General features: G+C 64.6%; 13 protein-coding genes and 1 tRNA gene. 8 read left to right on the top strand and 6 right to left on the bottom strand.

Going from position 1 to position 17,683, the window contains the following annotated elements:
• Positions 1-181: 181 nt before the first annotated feature.
• Positions 182-1,960 carry an acyl-CoA dehydrogenase C-terminal domain-containing protein gene (locus H681_RS02345; RefSeq protein ID WP_015475239.1) on the top strand — a complete coding sequence of 593 codons (1,779 nt, stop codon included), beginning with the start codon at positions 182-184 and terminating at the stop codon, positions 1,958-1,960.
• 408 nt (positions 1,961-2,368) lie between these two features.
• Here H681_RS02345 and H681_RS02350 read toward each other — a convergent pair whose 3' ends face one another.
• Positions 2,369-3,247 (bottom strand): LysR family transcriptional regulator, encoded by an 879-nt coding sequence (locus tag H681_RS02350; protein WP_015475240.1) that lies wholly within the window; start codon positions 3,245-3,247, stop codon positions 2,369-2,371.
• Positions 3,248-3,347: 100 nt separating this feature from the next.
• On the opposite strand from H681_RS02350, the gene H681_RS02355 reads away from it, so the two are divergent.
• Both H681_RS02355 and H681_RS02360 read left to right on the top strand, forming a co-directional pair.
• A complete protein-coding gene (locus H681_RS02355; protein WP_015475241.1) occupies positions 3,348-4,055 on the top strand; it encodes an MOSC domain-containing protein in 708 nt (235 codons plus the stop codon).
• A gap of 208 nt (positions 4,056-4,263) precedes the next feature.
• A complete protein-coding gene (locus H681_RS02360; protein WP_015475242.1) occupies positions 4,264-6,237 on the top strand; it encodes a PhoX family protein in 1,974 nt (657 codons plus the stop codon).
• A gap of 352 nt (positions 6,238-6,589) precedes the next feature.
• Here the strand turns inward: H681_RS02360 and fnr are convergent, their stop codons facing one another.
• Positions 6,590-7,291 carry a fumarate/nitrate reduction transcriptional regulator Fnr gene (gene fnr / locus H681_RS02365; protein ID WP_086009537.1) on the bottom strand — a complete coding sequence of 234 codons (702 nt, stop codon included), beginning with the start codon at positions 7,289-7,291 and terminating at the stop codon, positions 6,590-6,592.
• Positions 7,292-7,586: 295 nt separating this feature from the next.
• On the opposite strand from fnr, the gene H681_RS02370 reads away from it, so the two are divergent.
• From H681_RS02370 to H681_RS25595, 5 genes are all read left to right on the top strand, one after another.
• Positions 7,587-8,345, top strand: coding sequence for a COG4705 family protein (locus tag H681_RS02370; RefSeq protein ID WP_015475244.1), 759 nt, complete (start codon positions 7,587-7,589; stop codon positions 8,343-8,345).
• A gap of 106 nt (positions 8,346-8,451) precedes the next feature.
• Positions 8,452-9,756 (top strand): NAD(P)/FAD-dependent oxidoreductase, encoded by a 1,305-nt coding sequence (locus H681_RS02375; protein WP_015475245.1) that lies wholly within the window; start codon positions 8,452-8,454, stop codon positions 9,754-9,756.
• 13 nt (positions 9,757-9,769) lie between these two features.
• The gene (locus tag H681_RS02380) at positions 9,770-10,321 is read left to right on the top strand and encodes a helix-turn-helix domain-containing protein (RefSeq protein WP_015475246.1); all 552 of its coding nucleotides are present in this window, start codon (positions 9,770-9,772) and stop codon (positions 10,319-10,321) included.
• A 76-nt stretch (positions 10,322-10,397) separates the two neighbouring features.
• Complete coding sequence (locus H681_RS02385; RefSeq protein ID WP_015475247.1) at positions 10,398-11,747, top strand: glutamine synthetase family protein; 1,350 nt, start codon at positions 10,398-10,400, stop codon at positions 11,745-11,747.
• A gap of 266 nt (positions 11,748-12,013) precedes the next feature.
• Positions 12,014-12,172, top strand: coding sequence for a YqaE/Pmp3 family membrane protein (locus H681_RS25595; protein ID WP_003450258.1), 159 nt, complete (start codon positions 12,014-12,016; stop codon positions 12,170-12,172).
• 13 nt (positions 12,173-12,185) lie between these two features.
• On the opposite strand, the gene H681_RS02395 is transcribed toward H681_RS25595, so the two are convergent.
• From H681_RS02395 to H681_RS02410, 4 genes are all read right to left on the bottom strand, one after another.
• Complete coding sequence (locus H681_RS02395) at positions 12,186-12,656, bottom strand: hypothetical protein (protein ID WP_015475248.1); 471 nt, start codon at positions 12,654-12,656, stop codon at positions 12,186-12,188.
• A gap of 377 nt (positions 12,657-13,033) precedes the next feature.
• Positions 13,034-13,456 (bottom strand): hypothetical protein, encoded by a 423-nt coding sequence (locus H681_RS02400; RefSeq protein WP_015475249.1) that lies wholly within the window; start codon positions 13,454-13,456, stop codon positions 13,034-13,036.
• Positions 13,457-13,756: 300 nt separating this feature from the next.
• Positions 13,757-13,833: transfer RNA gene (locus tag H681_RS02405), tRNA-Ile, on the bottom strand.
• Between the two features lie 16 nt (positions 13,834-13,849).
• On the bottom strand, positions 13,850-17,584 hold the full coding sequence (locus H681_RS02410) for a bifunctional diguanylate cyclase/phosphodiesterase (RefSeq protein WP_015475250.1): 3,735 nt from the start codon (positions 17,582-17,584) through the stop codon (positions 13,850-13,852).
• Positions 17,585-17,683: the final 99 nt, after the last annotated feature.

The raw sequence follows: 17,683 nt of genomic DNA on the forward strand, positions 1-17,683 counted from the left end.
CGCCGCGGGCCTCCTCGTTTTTTGCTACATATTGTGACCAATCTATAGTTGTGCAGTCACATCATGACGCTTAAAGTCTGAAAAGTTGTTGGAGTAAACTCCGGCGGCGTACCTTCGTGTACCTCCTATTCTGATACCGCTGGCTGCCTGATCAGCCGTCGTTTTCGTTCGAGGATCCATCATGGCTGACTACAAAGCTCCCCTGCGCGACATGCAATTCGTCCTCAATGAAGTCTTCGAGGTCGCCAACCTGTGGGCCGAACTGCCCGCCCTGGCCGAGACCGTCGATGCCGAGACCGCGTCGGCAATCCTCGAAGAGGCCGGCAAGGTCACCGGCGGCGTGATCGCCCCGCTGAACCGCAGCGGCGACGAAGAAGGCTGCAACTGGAGCGCCGAGGGCGTGAAGACCCCGGCCGGCTTCCCCGAGGCCTACCGCACCTACGCCGAAGGCGGCTGGGTGGGCGTGGGCGGCGCGCCGGAATTCGGCGGTATGGGCATGCCCAAGGTGATCGGCGCCCAGGTCGAGGAAATGGTCAACTCGGCCAACCTGTCCTTCGGCCTGTACCCGATGCTCACCGCCGGCGCCTGCCTGTCGCTGCTCAACCACGCCAGCGAAGAATTGAAGGCCAAGTACCTGCCGAACATGTACGCCGGCACCTGGGCCGGTTCCATGTGCCTGACCGAGCCGCACGCCGGCACCGACCTGGGCATGATCCGCACCAAGGCCGAACCGCAGGCCGACGGCAGCTTCAAGATTTCCGGCACCAAGATATTCATCACCGGCGGCGAGCACGACCTGACCGAGAACATTATCCACCTGGTCCTGGCCAAGCTGCCCGACGCGCCGGCCGGCTCCAAGGGCATCTCGCTGTTTCTGGTGCCGAAGGTGATGGTCAACGCCGACGGCTCCCTGGCCGGGCGCAACGCCGTGTCCTGTGGCTCCATCGAGCACAAGATGGGCATCAAGGGCTCCGCCACCTGCGTGATGAACTTCGACGGCGCCACCGGCTGGATCGTCGATGCGCCGAACAAGGGCCTGGCCGCCATGTTCACCATGATGAACTACGAGCGCCTGGGCGTTGGCATCCAGGGCCTGGCCACTGGCGAGCGCTCCTACCAGAGCGCGGTGGAGTACGCCCGCGAGCGTATCCAGAGCCGCGCGCCGACCGGCCCGGTGGCTCAGGACAAGGCCGCCGACCCGATCATCGTGCACCCTGACGTACGTCGCATGCTGCTCACCATGAAGGCGCTGAACGAAGGCGGCCGCGCCTTCTCCAGCTACGTCGCCATGCAGCTGGACACCGCCAAGTACAGCGAAGAGCCGACCACCCGCAAGCGCGCCGAGGAACTGGTCGCTCTGCTGACCCCGGTGGCCAAGGCCTTCCTCACCGACATGGGCCTGGAAACCACCATCCACGGCCAGCAGATCTTCGGCGGCCACGGCTTCATCCGCGAGTGGGGCCAGGAGCAGCTGGTGCGCGACTGCCGCATCACCCAGATCTACGAAGGCACCAACGGCATCCAGGCACTGGACCTGATGGGCCGCAAGATCGTCGGCAGCGGCGGTGCCTACTGCAAGCTGTTCACCGACGAGATCCGCGCCTTCACCGCCTCGGCGTCGGCTGAGCTGGCCGAGTTCACCGGCCCGCTGAATGCTGCCGTGCAGAACCTGGACGAGCTGACCGCCTGGGTCCTGGACCGCGCCAAGGGCAACCCGAACGAAATCGGCGCCGCCTCGGTCGAGTACCTGCACGCCTTCGGCTACACCGCCTACGCGTACATGTGGGCCCTGATGGCTCGCGCTTCGCTGGGCAAGGAAGGCCAGGACGAGTTCTATGCCAGCAAGCTCGGCACCGCGCGCTTCTACTTCGCCCGCCTGCTACCGCGCATCCACTCGCTGAGTGCCTCGGTGAAGGCCGGCAGCGAGTCGCTGTACCTGCTGGACGCCGCGCAGTTCTAAGCGTTCTGAGAAAGCCCCGCTCCGGCGGGGTTTTTATGGGTTATTTCTTTTCCGAAGAGCGCTAGTACGAATCCGTGTAAGCCTAAGCTTACAAGCAGTGGTGGTGATCGGCGTCTTTCTGACAAAGGCTTACAGCGGTAACCTTCTCCTCAGTCAGGACATTGCGCAGGAAGCGCCAACGACAATACGGAAACAAGGGAATCCACCAAGGACGGTGGCGAGCATGGACGTCAGGATATCGGTCTGCAAAACCCCGCTTCGCAAGAGGCGGGGTTTTTTCTTGCCTGCGTTTTCGGCAAGGGTGCCAAAGCGGTGGGACGCTTTTCTGTAGGAGCGAGCTTGCTCGCGAGTGCGTCCGCGCCGAAGCTTGTTCGCGAGCAAGCTCGCTCCTACAAGAGCCGGCGGCCCTCACACCGCCCCATCCAGCAGCGACTTGAGCAACTCCACCGTCGGCTGCTGCCGCTGCGCATCGCGGTAGACCAGGCCTACGCTCAACGGAATGCGCGGTTCGCTCAGTGGTTTCCACAGCAGGTTCGGATGTCCATGCATCTGCCGTGCGCGTCCCGGCAGCACGGTGGCGAAGCGCCTCTGCGGCAGGCTGTCGAGGATGCCGCTCATGTGGTTGAGCTCCGCCTGCACCCGTGGCCGCCGGCCGATGGCGGCCAGTTGCTCCTGCCAGATCTGCCGGGCGCGGAACTCTTCGCCCAGCAACAGCATCGGCAGTTCCGCCGCCTGGGCCAGGGAGACTTTCTTGAAGTCCTTCAGTGGATGGTCCGCCGGGATCACCAGTTGCAGTTCGTCCGGGTACAGCTCCACGCCGTGCAGCGCTGGCTGGCGCGGTGGCAGGAAGCCGATACCGATGTCCAGTTGCCCGGCCAGCAGGCGCCGCTCGATCTCCACGCCCGAGAGTTCGTAGATGCGCACCTGCACGTGCGGCTGCGCGGTGTGCAGGCGCTCCACCAGGTGCGGCACCAGGTTGGCGTTGACCGTCTGCAATACGCCGATGCTCAGGCTGCGCGCACTCTGCCCACGAAAAGCCCGCAAGGCTTCGCGGGCGCGCTCCAGGCCGTCCAGCAGGGGTACCGCGTGGTTGTACAGGGTGTGCGCGGCGACGGTCGGCAGCAGGCGTTTGCCGTTGCGCTGGAACAGCGCCACGTCGAGGTTCTGCTCCATCTGGCGGATCTGTTGCGAGAGCGCCGGCTGGGAAATCGCCAGGCGTTCGGCGGCGCGTCCGACGTGGCCTTCCTCGTAGAGCGCGACGAAATAGCGGAGCTGGCGGAAATCCATAAGGTCTGCTTATCAACGAAACTGGAAAATCGAAATGGATAGTCGGCTATCCAGGCCACTACTCTAGCGCTTGTCCGCTGTCTCAGATGGGTAGACAAAGGTGGAAAGCATCGTCATCCAGGGCGTTTTCATAGGCAAAGTCGAAGAGAGCTGGGGTGGTCTGCTCAGCGATATCGACAGGCTGGAAACGCATCAGGAAGTCTGGCTCGGCGCCCAAGGGCTGCCGGGGGACGCACGGGCCGACCTGCGCCGCGACGGCGGCCTGGAACGCGCACTGCATCATTACCCGGCCGAGCACTACCGTCACTGGCGCAAGCAGCACCCGCAGACGCGCTGGCGACCGCCGGCCTTCGGCGAGAACCTGTCGACCTTCGGCCTCAATGAGCACGAGGTGTGCATCGGCGACCTGTTCCGCTGGGGCGAAGCGCTGATCGAAGTGAGCCAGCCGCGCTCGCCGAGCTACCGCCTGGCGAAGCGCTGGAATCTCCCCGAGCTGCCGCTGGAAGTGCAGGAGCAGGGCCGCTGCGGCTGGTTCTACCGGGTTCGCCGTTCCGGCATGGTCGCCCCCGACGCACCGCTGGAGCTGGTACAGCGGCACTACCCGCAACTCTCCGTGGCAAGCCTGCTGGACTGGTACTTCGGCCATCCCCTGGAACCTACCGGGCTGCGCCTGATGATGGCCTGCGACGCGCTCTCCCTGCGCTGGCGCAAGACCGCCGCGCAACGCCTCTCCAGTGGCGTGGTGGAAGACTGGACGGCCCGCCTGGCAGGCCCCGAATGCCTGGAACAGGGCGGTCTGCAAGCCTGAGCCGCACTGCTTCCGCAAACGCCCTCGCGCCCGCCTCCGGACGTCGTCTTGGTCCTGTGGGGCGGCTTTTATTCCCGTCGCCGGGCTCCTCAACGGGGCTCGGCGGCGTTGTCATCCCGTCGTAACAACCCGTTCCTAACCTTCCGCGCATATCTTTCATTGGCAACCCGAGCCGTCCTGCCGACGGCCGTGCGGAAGGAACCCCTCCATGAGCGAACGATTCCAGGACTTCCACAATCGACTGGCCGCCTTCGATGACCAGGTGATCAACCCGTCCGGCAATGTGCCGATGAGCGGGCTGATCGACCCCGCCCGCCGCCGTCTGCTGAAGAACAGCCTGGTGCTCGGCGCGGTCGCTTTCCTTGGCGGAGGTCTGTATGCGCCGCGCCGTCTGTTCGCCGCCGATGCAGCGACACCTTCCGTGCTGCTGGGCTTCAAGGGCGTGCCGGTGCAGCAGGACCCGAAGTTCGACCGGGTGATCGTCGCCGAGGGCTACAGTGCGCGGCCGTTCTTCTCCTGGGGCGACCCGGTGGTGACCGGCGCGCCAGCCTGGAAGGGTGACGCCAGCGAGGATTGGAAAGCCCAGGAACTGCAGGCCGGCGACAACCACGACGGTATGCACTACTTCGCCTTCCCGGATGCGCCGGACAGCCACGGCCTGCTGGTGATCAACCACGAGTACATCAACCCGACGCTGCACCCCAAGGGCCAGACCTTCGAGGATCGCCCCGATGGCTCGCGGGGCCGCCCGGAAGGTGAAGTGCGCAAGGAAATCGCCGCCCACGGCCTGAGCGTGATCGAGGTGAAGAAGGATGCCAGCGGCCAGTGGCAGCGCGTCGAGGGTTCGAACTACAACCGCCGCATCACCGGCAGTTCGCCGCTGGAACTGTCCGGCCCCCTGGCCGGCAATGACCTGCTGCGCACCGCCAGCGACCCCGAGGCCAAGCAGGTACTCGGCACCCTGAACAACTGCTCGATGGGCGTTACGCCCTGGGGCACCTATCTGGCTTGCGAAGAGAACTGGCACCAGTACTTCGTCAACCGCGACAAGGACGATTACGCCAGGCGTGTTTCGCACAAGCGCTACGGTCTGTCCAACGGCGCGTTCAGCAACTACTACGCCTGGGAAGCGGTGGACGAACGCTTCGATGCCACGCCAAAGGCCGGCCAGCCCCACGGCGGCCACGTCAACGAACCGAACCGCTTCGGCTGGGTAGTGGAGATCGATCCCTTCGACCCGACGTCCACCCCGAAGAAGCGCACCGCGGTGGGGCGCTTCTGTCGCGAGTGCTCGACCCTTTCGCTGGGGGCCGACAACCGCATGGCCTTCTACTACGGCGACGATACCAAGGGTGAGTACATCTACAAGTTCGTCCCGGCCGGCACGTACAACCCTGACGACCGCGCTGCCAACCGCGACCTGCTGGACGAGGGCACCCTGTATGTCGCCCAGTTCAGCGACGACGGCAGTGGCCGCTGGCTGCCGCTGGTGCACGGGCAGAATGGCCTGACCGCCGAAAACGGTTTTGCCAGCCAGGCCGAGGTGCTGGTCAATGCCCGCGCCGCCGCCGACAAGCTGGGCGCCACGCCGATGGACCGCCCGGAGTGGGTCGCGGTGCAGCCAGGCAGCCGCGCCGTGTACGTCAGCCTTACCAATAACGATGCACGGGGCAAGAAGCAGCCGGTGGACGCCGCCAACCCGCGCAAGGAAAACCTCCACGGGCAGATCCTGCGCTGGGACGAAGCCGGCGGCGATCCGACTAGCACGAGCTTCCAGTGGGAAGTCTTCCTGCTGGCCGGCGAACAGCAAGGCTCCGGCGCGCCGGAGAACCTGGTGGGCACCATCAACGGCGACATCTTCTCCTCGCCGGATGGCCTGTATTTCGACACTGCCGGCCGCCTGTGGATCGAGACCGACTACGACGATGCCGAGCAACCCATGCGCGTCATGGGCTGCAACCAGCTGCTCTGCGCCGACCCGCACAGCCGCGAGGTGCGCCGCTTCCTGGTGGGGCCGCGCGGCTGCGAACTGACCGGCATCACCCAGACCCCGGATGGCAAGACGCTGTGGGTGAACATCCAGCATCCGGGCATCAGCTTCCCGGCCAGCGACGGCAAGAGCATCCCGCGCTCCACGACGCTGGTGATCACCAAGGACGATGGCGGGGTAATCGGGACCTGATACCCCTCGCGGTACGGACAGGGACTGCTCCCGTAGCGGACCTTGTCCGCGATCCGGCCGGTGGCCAGCAATGGCACCGCTATCGCGGAGAAGTACCGCGCCTATGCGGGCCGGCCTGCTCCTGTAGTAAGCGGACTCCGTCCGCAAGGGGCTCCGTGCCATGCGATCGCGGACGAAGTCCTCTTCTGCGAAGGGCGGTTTTGCGCGGGGCTCAGGGGGAGCATAGCCCGCAGGGATGGCCGGTACACGGGCGGTTCGCGAGCAAGCTCGCTCCTACGAAGAGCGGGCGCGAGCGTCGGAAAGTCGGGGCCTGTAGGAGCGGGCTTGCTCGCGAACAAACCCCGCCGAGCACTCAAAGCTCGACCTCACCTCCCGCCAACGCACACAACTCCGTGAAGTCGACAATCTCCGTCTCCCGCCCATCCACCCGCACCAACCCGTGCTTCTGCAGGCGAGTGAAACTGCGCGACACGGTCTCCACCGCCAGCCCCAGGTAATCGCCGATCTCGTTGCGCGACATGCTCAGGCGGAAGCGCGTGGCGGAAAAGCCGCGGTCGCGGAAGTGCGCGGAAATATTGAGCAGGAAGGCAGCGATCCGCGAGTCCGAGTTCAGCCGCGAGAGCAGCAGCTTCATCTGCTGATCCTCGCGGATCTTGCGGCTCATCATCAGCATGATCTGGTGCGACAGCCCCGGAATCTGGATCGACAGTTCTTCCAGCTGGTGGAAGGGGATCTCGCTGCACAGCGTGCTTTCCAGCGCCTGCGCCGACACCGGGTAGCTGCCTTCGCCCATGCCGGAGAAGCCGAAGATCTCGGTGGCGAAATAGAAGCCGGTGATCTTCTCCAGACCCTGCTCATTGGTGGTGAAGGTCTTGATCGAGCCGGAACGAACCAGGTACACGTTGTGGAACGGGTCGCCCTGGCGGAACACGAAGTCCCCTTTATGCAGCAGGTGCCCCGGCTTGATGATCGCCTCGAGCTCCTGGACCTTGTCGTCACTCAGGGTCGGCGGCGCCAACCGGCAGTTCTTGCAGTACGGTTGCGGTTTGATCATCTGATTCATCCATATCCCCATGCGCCGGCCAATCGCGCGCTAAAAAGCGTTCCTCGGGCGCATCGGCCCCCACGTAAACCATAGCAACTGGCGGCCATCTGTCACTTGTCGGGAGCCCGGCAAAGGCGGCGCCGAATGGATTTTTCATACCGGCTTGACCCTTTCTTCACTGCGCCGACCGCAGTCTTTCGCGCTGTGCATCCTGGGGTCATGGGGGAGCCCGCAGGAGCTCCGGGTGCAGACGACGCGGCCGCCGGGATAGGCGCCCGCCCTGCCCATTTCTGGAGTCTTGTCCGTGAACAAACTGCCACAGATCACCCTGGCCTTCTGGGTGATGAAAATCTGCGCGACCACCCTGGGGGAAACCGCCGGCGACCTGCTGTCGATGACTCTCGACGTCGGCTATGCGATCAGTTCGCTGATCCTCATCAGCGTCTTCCTCGTCACCCTGGTCGGCCAGCTCGCCAGCAAACGCTACGTGCCCTGGTTGTACTGGCTGGTGATCCTCTCCACCAGCACCGCCGGCACCACCATGTCGGACTTCATGGACCGCACCCTGGAGCTTGGCTACGCCACCGGGTCGGCGATCCTGGTGAGCATCCTGGTGGCGATCTTCGCGCTATGGCGTTTCAGCGGTACCTCGCTGTCGGTGGACAACATCCGCAGCTTCAAGGGCGAGATGTTCTACTGGATCGCCATCCTCTTCTCCAACACCCTGGGCACCGCGCTGGGCGACTTCCTCGCCGACGATTCGGGCCTGGGCTTTGCTGGCGGCGCGCTGCTGATCGGCAGCCTGATCGCCGTGGTAGTGATGCTGCACTACTTCACCAAGCTGTCCTCGGTGTTGCTGTTCTGGGTGGCCTTCGTACTGACCCGGCCGTTCGGCGCGACCCTGGGCGACATGCTGACCAAGTCCCATGAGAAGGGCGGGCTGGACTTCGGCACCATCGGCTCCTCGGCCATCCTCGCCGGCATCCTGGTGGCGCTGGTGGTGGTGGTCAGCGTGCGGCAGAAGCGCGAGGAGCAGGACGGCGCCGCAGTGCTGTCTTCCTGACGATCTGAAGCGCAGCCCGTCCGCAAAAAGCGCGTCGGGCTAGCCTTGTGAAATTTGTTCTGTTATTTTTCATGAAAAATAATCAGAACAATTTCACGAGGTGGCCATGTTCCTGCGTTCGAGCGAGCCGGTCGGTACTTACTATGCCGGCGCCAACCCCGAGCTGATCCAGCCGCGCGATGCGTTGCGCGAACCGCTGGAGTGCGAAGTGCTGGTGATTGGCGCGGGGTTCAGCGGCCTGCACACGGCCCTGCAACTCGCCGAAGGCGGTCGCCAGGTCTGCATGATCGAGGCCAGTCGCATCGCCTGGGCCGCGTCCGGGCGCAACGGTGGCCAGGCCCTGCCGGGCTGGTCCAGCGACCTCGGCCCGATCGAAGCCGACCTTGGCCATGAAGGCGCGCTGCGTCTCTGGCAGGGCATGCTCTGGGCCGCCCATGAACTCCGTGATTTGCCGCAACGCCACGGTTTCGACTGCGACTACCGCATCGGCCACCTGTGGACTGCCGTGCTGCCGCGTCGCGTCGGCATGCTCTACGACTGGCAAGCCGAGGCCAATCGCCGCTGGGGCTACGAAGGCCTGCAATTCATCCCCCGTGAAGAGCTGCCGCAGTGGATCGCCAGCGACCGCTATCAGGCCGGCCTCTACGACCCCAATTCGGCGCACCTGAACCCGCTCAAGCTGGCCTACGGCCTGGCCGGTGCCTTCGAGCGCGCCGGCGGGCGAATCTTCGAGCAGACCCGTGCCCTGAGCTTTCGCGAGAGCGGCAGCGGCTATGAAGTGACCACCGAGCTTTCTAATGGCGAGCGGGGCAGCGTGCGCTGCGCCTCCCTGGTGCTGGCCTGCAACGCCTACATCGATGGGCTGGACCGCGACGTCTCCGAGCGCATCCTGCCGGTGGGCACCTACCAGGTCGCCACCGCGCCGCTGGGCGAGGAACAGGCCTGCTCGCTGCTGCCGAAGAACTGCTGCGTCACCGACAACCAGTTCGTCCTCGACTACTTCCGCCTGACCCCCGATCATCGCCTGCTGTTCGGCGGCGGCTGCACCTACCTGGGCGGCATGCCTTCGGACATTCGCGCCGCCACGCGCCCCTATGTCGAGCGAGTGTTCCCGCAGCTCAAGGGCGTGGAACTGGAATACGCCTGGGGCGGCCATATCGACTGCAGCATGCGCCGCACCCCGGACATCGGCCGGCGCGGCGAGCTGTACTGGCTGCAGGGCTATTCCGGCCACGGCGTGCTGCCGAGCCTGGCCGCGGCCCACGCGGTGAGCGAAGCCATGTTCGGCCGCAGCGACGAGCTTGACCTCTATCAACGCATCCGCAATCCCGGGTTCCCCGGTGGGCAGCGCTTCGCCGCGCCACTGGAAGCCGTCGGCAAGGCCTGGTATCGATTGCGCGACTTTTTCTGAATCGGACTTCGCCATGACCCAGACGGCCGCCAACGAACACCTCGCCACGCTGATCCGCGACCTGCGCAAGCACAAGAACCTCACCCTGGGCGCGCTGGCTGAACAGATCGGTCGCTCGGTGGGTTTCCTCTCCCAGGTCGAGCGCGGCCTGTCGCAACCCACCGTGGCCGACCTCACCGCCATCAGCGAAGCCCTGGGCGTACCGACCACCTACTTCTACGCCGGCGAGACCCGCCGTGAGCTCGACTGGGTGACCCGTCCGGCCGACCGCCGCACGCTCTACTACGCCGGTGGCATCACCGACATCCTCGCCTCGCCGAACATGTCCGGCGGCTTCTCCATGCTCGACAGCATCCTTGCCCCGGGTGCCACCAGCGGCGAGGGGCACCTGAACGACAGCTCGGAGCAGGGCGGTTTCGTCCTCGAAGGCGAACTGACCCTCTGGTACGAGGAACAGACCGTCACGCTCCACGCCAACGACAGCTTCCAGTTGCCGCCGCACAGCCAGTTCCGCTACGGCAACCTCACCGACAAACCCACGCGAGTGCTCTGGATCTTCACGTGAGTTTCCCAAGCCAGCCCACGCGGGTTGGCTTGGGAAAACGATCCGGCGCCGCCCGCACAGAAAAGGCCCCTGCACCATGAACCGCCCGACCTATCCCGACCTGCTCAGTGAAGTCCGTGCCTTCCGCCAGCAATACCCGGACATCCGCTACGTCGACCTGATCTGCCTGGACATCCCCGGCCACTTCTACGGCAAGCGCTACCCCGTCGACATGCTGGAAAAAGTCGCCGCCGGCAGCCCGCTGAAACTGCCGCAGAACTGCGTGCTGCTGGGCGCGCAGGGCGGCTTGCACCCCATCGGCGACTACTGCTTCAACGACGGCGACCCGGATGCGCCGCGCCGCCTGATCCCCGGTTCGCTCAAGCCGGTGCGCTGGGAAAACCAGCCGCTGGGGCAGATGCTGATCAGCTCCGACGGTACCCACGCGCCCATCGAGTTCGAACCGCGCGAAGTGCTGGCCCGCGTCATGCAGCGCCTGGAATCCAAGGGCATCCGCCCGGTGGTGGCCTTCGAGCTGGAGTTCTACCTGTTCGACAAGAAGCTCGACGCCGGCCTGCCGCAGTACCCGCGCGACCCGCTGTGCGACGACGAGGACGACCAGCCGAACATGCACATCGAGCGCCTGTCGCGCTTCTCCGATGTGCTCCATGAGATCGTCGAAGCCTCCCGCGAGCAGGGCGTGGACGCCAACGTCATCACCGCCGAGATCGGTCCGGGCCAGTTCGAGATCAACTTCGCCCACTGCGACGACGGCCTGCACGCCGCCGACCAGGCCGCGCTGTTCACCCGCGCCACCCGTGGCGTGGCGCTCAAGCACGGCTACCGCGCCAGCTTCATGAGCAAGCCCTACCTGCATGCGCCGGGCAGCGGCATGCACGTGCATGTCAGCCTCTACGACCGCGACGGCAACAATCTGCTCGACCAGGACAACCAGCAGGCCCTGCGCCACGCCGTGGCCGGCTGCCTGGAGCTGCTGCCGCACTGCATGCCGATCTTCGCCGCCAACCACAACGCCTACCGCCGCTACGGCTCCCGTGTGAACGCCGCGAGCAAGGCCAGCTGGGGTTTCGAGGACCGCGATGCGTGCATTCGCATTCCCGAGTCCGATGGCAGGAACCTGCGCATCGAACACCGTCTCGCCGGCGCCGACGCGAACCCGTATCTCGTGCTGGCGGCGATCCTCACCGGCATGGAGCACGGCCTGGAAGCCCGCCAGGAGCCGATCCCGCCGCTGAACGAAGACCGCGACAGCGGCATCGACTTCCCCCGCGACATGCTCGGCGCCGTCGCCGAGATGGAAGACCACCCGGTGGTCAAGGAAAGCCTGGGCAGCGAGTTCGTCTTTGTCTATTGCGAGAACAAGCGCCACGACCACCTGGACTTCATGAACGAAGTCAGCGCGCGGGAGTACCGCTGGTTCCTGTAACGCCTGATGCAACTTGTAGGAGCGAGCTTGCTCGCGAACAACCCTCACTGCGGGGCCTGGTTCGCGAGCAAGCGCGCTCCTGCGAAAAGCGGAAGCTACCGGCGAGCGCGTTATCAAGCGGCGCACCGATCAGACCCTTTCCCTCCGGGAGAGGAAGACCCTGGCGCGGACCCGACCTGCCCGACGTCAGCGTCAGATTCTCTGAACCCGCTCCGCTCGCCAACGGTCCATTCCATGCAACAGGCAATCTCACAAGGAGCCACCGCATGGACCTCATCCGCATCCTCATCGCCATCCTTCTGCCGCCGCTGGGCGTGTTCCTCCAGGTCGGTTTCGCCGGCGCGTTCTGGCTCAATATCCTGCTGACGCTGCTCGGCTACATCCCCGGCATCGTCCACGCCGTGTACATCATCGCCAAGCGCTGAGGTTTCCTGATGCTCAGGCCGTTTCGGTCAGAGCAATACGCTCGCCATCATCGAACCCGTCGTGTACCGCGAGCGTCAGTGCGACAGGCCAGCTCCAGCCGCCAGCTTTCCACCAGCATTCGGCGAGCCAGGATTTGAGGGTGTTGGCCATCAGCGTGACGCCGCCGAAATCGCCTTCGAAGTACGCCAGGTCGAACTCGGGGATGCTCTGCAGGCCCAACTGCAGGTCCATCGCCTTGCCGGCAAACAGGGTGGGGTCCGAGGCATCCACCTTGTTGTTCTCGCCGCTGAGGTAGAGCCAGGCTTCCGGTACATCGAGACCGTCCTCGCCCAGGAATAGCTGGACCTCCCCCGTGAGTGGTTCATCGGGCAGGGCGCGTGCGAGCAGGGTACGGAACTTGTCGATTGTCGTCGGTGTGGTGCGCTGCAGGTGGCGACGGTAGCGCTGGCAGAACTGATCGGGACTCAGGCCGTAAGGGATCATGTCTCGAGCTCACGGTGCTGGCGCGAATGGGTAACCCGTCGCGCCGGATGAGGGAAAGGGACATTCTTGGCGAGCCTTGGCCGGGTTCCAGGCTGCCGTCGGCGGGATGTGACCCGGCACATCGCTCGTATCCCTCCAGCCGATGCGGGGTTCGCTCTTACACCCAGATCGGTAACTGGGCGTGTACATGCGTCATCACAGATGCGCTTGAACACACCCGTCTCAGCCGGGGCGCTACTTCTGGAAGCGAGGATCGCGCCGTACTTTAAAGCTATTGCACGCAGGGCACATCAATACCAGTCGAGTACTTCGCTGGAAGACATGCTGGCACTTGCTGCATACAAAAAAATACGGCGGACCACCGTGAAAGGCCGGGCTCATCTCTTTTTTGACAGCGTGAGCAAGAAGCCGCCCCCAGCAGACTGAGATGGGCCATCCTGATCGTTCGGCTTGTTCGTGACGCTCCCCTTGGCACCGATCTTCGCGTCGTAGTCGTTGTACATCGTCAAAAAGGCCAAACCCAAAAGCGTAAGTCCACCGATAGCGGCTATCGCTACCGAGGCGCCTGCGGCCGACAGGCCTGCAACGGCAGCACCAGAGACCCAGCCGACAGGATTCCAACTGTTCGCCACCACCACACCCGCGCCAGCGAGCATGGCCAGCGCAACCGGCTTTTTCACTTTTTTGGCGATATCGACCTTCCTCGCCAAATCAGGGTCGGTGATTGTGATTTCTTTCACCCCGGCATCGAGCGCTGCCTTGAGTTCCGAAACAGTAGACACTGAGCGATGGCTAGACATGATTCCTTCTCCGTCGTGTTGCCATATTTTCATTGAGCAGGCCTGTCATCAAATCAGGCACAGAACGCTGATGTATATCACATTGCCACTGCTGATGGGCGAACGAGAGGCCAGGTCAAACGGACCGGTGTCGTTGAGCGCCGGTGCGGTGTTTACGGGGCCTGGGGGGCCTGGGGGGGCTGGGCGAGCGGGTGATGAGGGGGAGCTGGGTCCCGGAGAGAAGTAGCTGCCAATGTGGGCGTTGGAAAGAAAAATGGGCTAGATCATCCGTCGCCGGATGCTCTAACCCATTGATATTGGTGGTGGGCCCACACGGACTCGAACCGTGGACCAAAGGATTATGAGTCCTCTGCTCTAACCGACTGAGCTATAGGCCCCCAGAAGGCCGGCGGATTATACCGATGCGTTTTCCGTAGCGCCAACCGGGTTGAGCGGAGTGAGGAATCGGTTGGCAAATGCGTCGGCTGGCAGCGGTGGGCTGAGGGCGTAGCCCTGGATCTGGTCGCAGCCTTCGGCTTCGAGGAAGTGTTCCTGGGCCTGGTGTTCCACGCCTTCGGCGATCACGGTGAGATTCATGCTGCGGCCCAGGGCGATGATGGCGCGGGCGATGGCGGCGTCGTGTGGGTCGTCGGGCAGACCGTGGACGAAGGATTGGTCGATCTTCAGGGTGTCCAGCGGCAGTTGTTTGAGGTAGCTGAGGGATGAGTAGCCGGTGCCGAAGTCGTCGATGGCCAACTGCACGCCGAGGTTCTTCAGGCTGTGCAGGATGGATAGGGCTTCCTCGGTCTGGTGCATGAGGAAGCTTTCGGTGATCTCCAGTTGCAGGCGCGACGCCTGCAGGTGGTATCGGGCGAGCAGGTCGCGGATGCGTTCGACGAGGTGGGGCTGGCGCAGTTGTGCGCCGGCGAGGTTGACCGAGAGCGGGCCGAAGGCGGCGTGGCTGTCCTGCCAGCGGCTCATCTGGCGGCAGGCTTCGCGCAGCACCCAGTCGCCCAGTGGCAGGATCAGGCCATTTTCCTCGGCCAGGGGGATGAAGCGGTCCGGAGAAATCGCACCGAATTGTGGATGTTTCCAGCGGATCAGGGCTTCGGCTCCGACCAGTTGGCCGCTGCCCAGGGCCAGCTTGGGTTGGTAGTACAGCTGTAGCTGGTCGCTTTCCAGGGCACGGCGCAGTTCGTGTTCCAGGGCCATGCGTTCGGTGGCCTGGAAGGTGAGTTCGCGGGTGTAGAACTCGACGCGGTTGCGGCCCTGGGCTTTGGCGCGGTACATGGCGGCGTCGGCGTTCTTTACCAGGGTGGCGACATCGTTGCCGTCGACGGGGTAGAGGCAGATGCCGATGCTGGCGCTGACGAAAAATTCCTGTTCGCCGGCGATGAACGCCGTTTCGAAGCAATGCAGCAGCTTTTTCGCGACATGCTCGGCGTCTACCGCCCGATGCAGGCCGGGCAGCAGGATGATGAATTCATCGCCGCCCTGACGGGCCACGGTGTCGATGTCGCGTAGTTGGTCGCGCAGGCGTTGGGCGATGGATTGAAGCAGCAGGTCGCCGACCGGATGGCCGAGGCTGTCGTTGATGTGCTTGAAGCGGTCGAGGTCGAGGAAGAGTACGGCGCCCTGGTGATGGTCTTCCTGGGCTTCCTTGAGTGCCGTGGTCAGGCGGTTTTCGAAGAGCAGACGGTTGGGCAGGCCGGTGAGCGGGTCGTGGTGGGCCTGGTAGTCGAGCTTCGCCTGGGCGTACTTGAGGGTGGAGATGTCGGCGAACACGCCGACGTAGTGCGACAGTTCGCCGTCGGTGTTGCGCACGGCGCTGATGGTCAGCCACTCCGGGTACAGTTCATGGTTCTTGCGACGGTTCCAGATTTCGCCCTGCCAGTGGCCTTCGGCGTTGAGCTGGTGCCAGAGGGCGATGAAGAAGCTGCTGTCGTGCTGGCCGGAGGCAAGCAGGCGCGGCGAGTGGCCAAGCGTTTCCTGTTCGCTGTAGCCGGTGATTTCGCTGAAGGCGCGGTTGACGGCGATGATGCGTTGGCTGGCGTCGGTGATCATCACGCCTTCGGCGGTGCTTTCGAACACGGTGGCGGCCAGTTGCAACTTTTCCTGCATCTGCTGGCGTTCGGTGATGTCGCGGGCGATGGTCAGCAGGCAGTCGTCGCTGCCGATGGTGATGCGGTGGGCGGAGAGCTCGCACAGGCGCAGGCCGCCGTCACGGGTGCGGATCTGCACGGTGAAGTCCTGCACGCCGGATACCTGGTCGACGGCCCTGAGCAGCCGCTCGCGGTCGCTGGGATTGGCCCAGAGCCCGAGGCTGAGGGTGGAGCGCTGGTCGACGTCGTCCCGGGCGTAGCCGGTGATGCGGGTGAAGCCGTCATTGACCTCCACCAGGCGTCCGTCGCTGATGCGGGTGATGAGCATGCCGTCGGGCGAGGCGTGGAAGGCTTTGGCGAATTTTTCCTCGGAGACGCGCAACTGCTGCTGGGTTTGCTTGACCTGGGTGATGTTGCGCACGACCACGACCAGCGCGGGGGTGTCGTCGAGGACAATGTGCTGGGCCGAGAGCAGGCCGGTGAAACGGCTGCCGTCCCGACGATTGAGAGGGATTTCGATGTTGTCGAGGTTCTGCCCCTGCAGGCGGGCGAGTATCGCCGGGCCCATGCCGGGTTCGCCCCAGATGCCCAGTTCGGTGGAGGTCTTGCCGAGCGCCTCGCTGGCCGGTACGCCGATCTGCTGCTCGAAGGTGCTGTTCACCGCCAGCAGTCGGCCGTCGGCGCGCTGGGCGAGAACGATGATGTCCGGGCAGTGGTGGAACACCGAGGCAAACTTCTGCTCGGACAGGCGCAGCGCCTGTTCGGTCTGCTTGGCCTCGGTGATGTCGATCATCAGGCCGCGCAGGATCAGGTCGTCGCCATGCTGGATCAGGGTGACGATGTCGCGAATCCAGACCACCCGGCCATCGGCGGCGAGCATGCGGTAATCGAAGCTGTGGTTGCGCCCCGCCTGGCTCTCGCTCATGCAGTAGGCGACGGCGTGGTCGGCGTCGTCCGGGTAGAGGGTGCGCTGCCAGAAGCCGGGTTCCAGCCAGTCCTTGATCGGGTAGCCGAGTAGCCGCTGGGCGTGGGGGGAGACGTAGGTGAAGCGGTTTTCCGTCAGGCGCATTTCCCAGGCGATGGCTGCCAGGCTCTCGACCAGGCCGCGATAGTGCTGTTCGCTGTCGCGCAGGGCCTGTTCGAGCTTTTCCCGCCGCTGCATTTCCCCGCGCAGGCGGCGGTTCATGGTGACCAGTACCAGGACGGTGAAGGCGATCAGCAGGAAGATGGGGACGGCGATGCCGAGCATTTCGCGCCAGACCGGCCGCTTGTCGAGCAGGCCGCCGACCCAGGGCTCCTGCAGGGCTTCCACGTCTTCGGGTTTGAGCTCGGCGACTACCTTGTCGATGATGTCGGCGAGGATGGCCTGGTCCTTCGGAACGGCCATTGCCAGTTGGTAGCGATAGGGCGTCTCACCGCTGATCTGCACGCCTTCGAGCTTGAGCTGGCGCAGGGTCCAGACGCTGGAGGCGAGGTCGCCGACGAAGGCGTCGACCTGACCGGTGGCCAAGGCCTGGAGACCGGCGGCGATGCTGGGGAGCGGCTGCAGGTTGAGGTCTGGATGGTTGGCGACCAGCAGTTCATAGGGCGCGTAATGGACGACCACGCCGACCTTCAGGCCGTATAGGTCCTTGAGGGTGCGCGGCGCCGGCCCGTCCTTGCGCCCGAGGATAATGATCGGGAAGTCCAGGTAGGGGCGGGTGAACGTCAGGTATTCCAGGCGCTCCGGCGTCGCCATGATGCCGGGGAGGATGTTGATCCGCCCGTCGCGGGCCTGCTGCAGGACTTCACCCCAGGTGGCGGGCTCCACCGGTTCCAGCTGGACGTTCAGACGTTGGCTGATGAGGTTGACGTAGCTGGCGGACAGGCCCTGGTAGTGGCCGTCGCTGTCGCGAAATTCGAAGGGCGGCCAGGAGGTATCGACGCCCAGGCGCAGGCTCGGATGCGCTTGCAGCCAGCGCTGTTCTTCAGGCGATAAATCCAGGGCGAGCGCCTGTCCTGCCCAGAATGCGAGACACCACAGCAGAACTGCCAGCAGGCGCGGCATGAAGGGCCTCATTCCAGGGGGGGATTATGCCGAAGTGTAGACGTGGCACTTTGCCCAGTGGAAGGCCCCAAAGAAAAACCCCCGGCTCGGGCCGGGGGT

The sequence above is a fragment of the Pseudomonas sp. ATCC 13867 genome (genome assembly GCF_000349845.1).
GTDB lineage: Bacteria > Pseudomonadota > Gammaproteobacteria > Pseudomonadales > Pseudomonadaceae > Pseudomonas.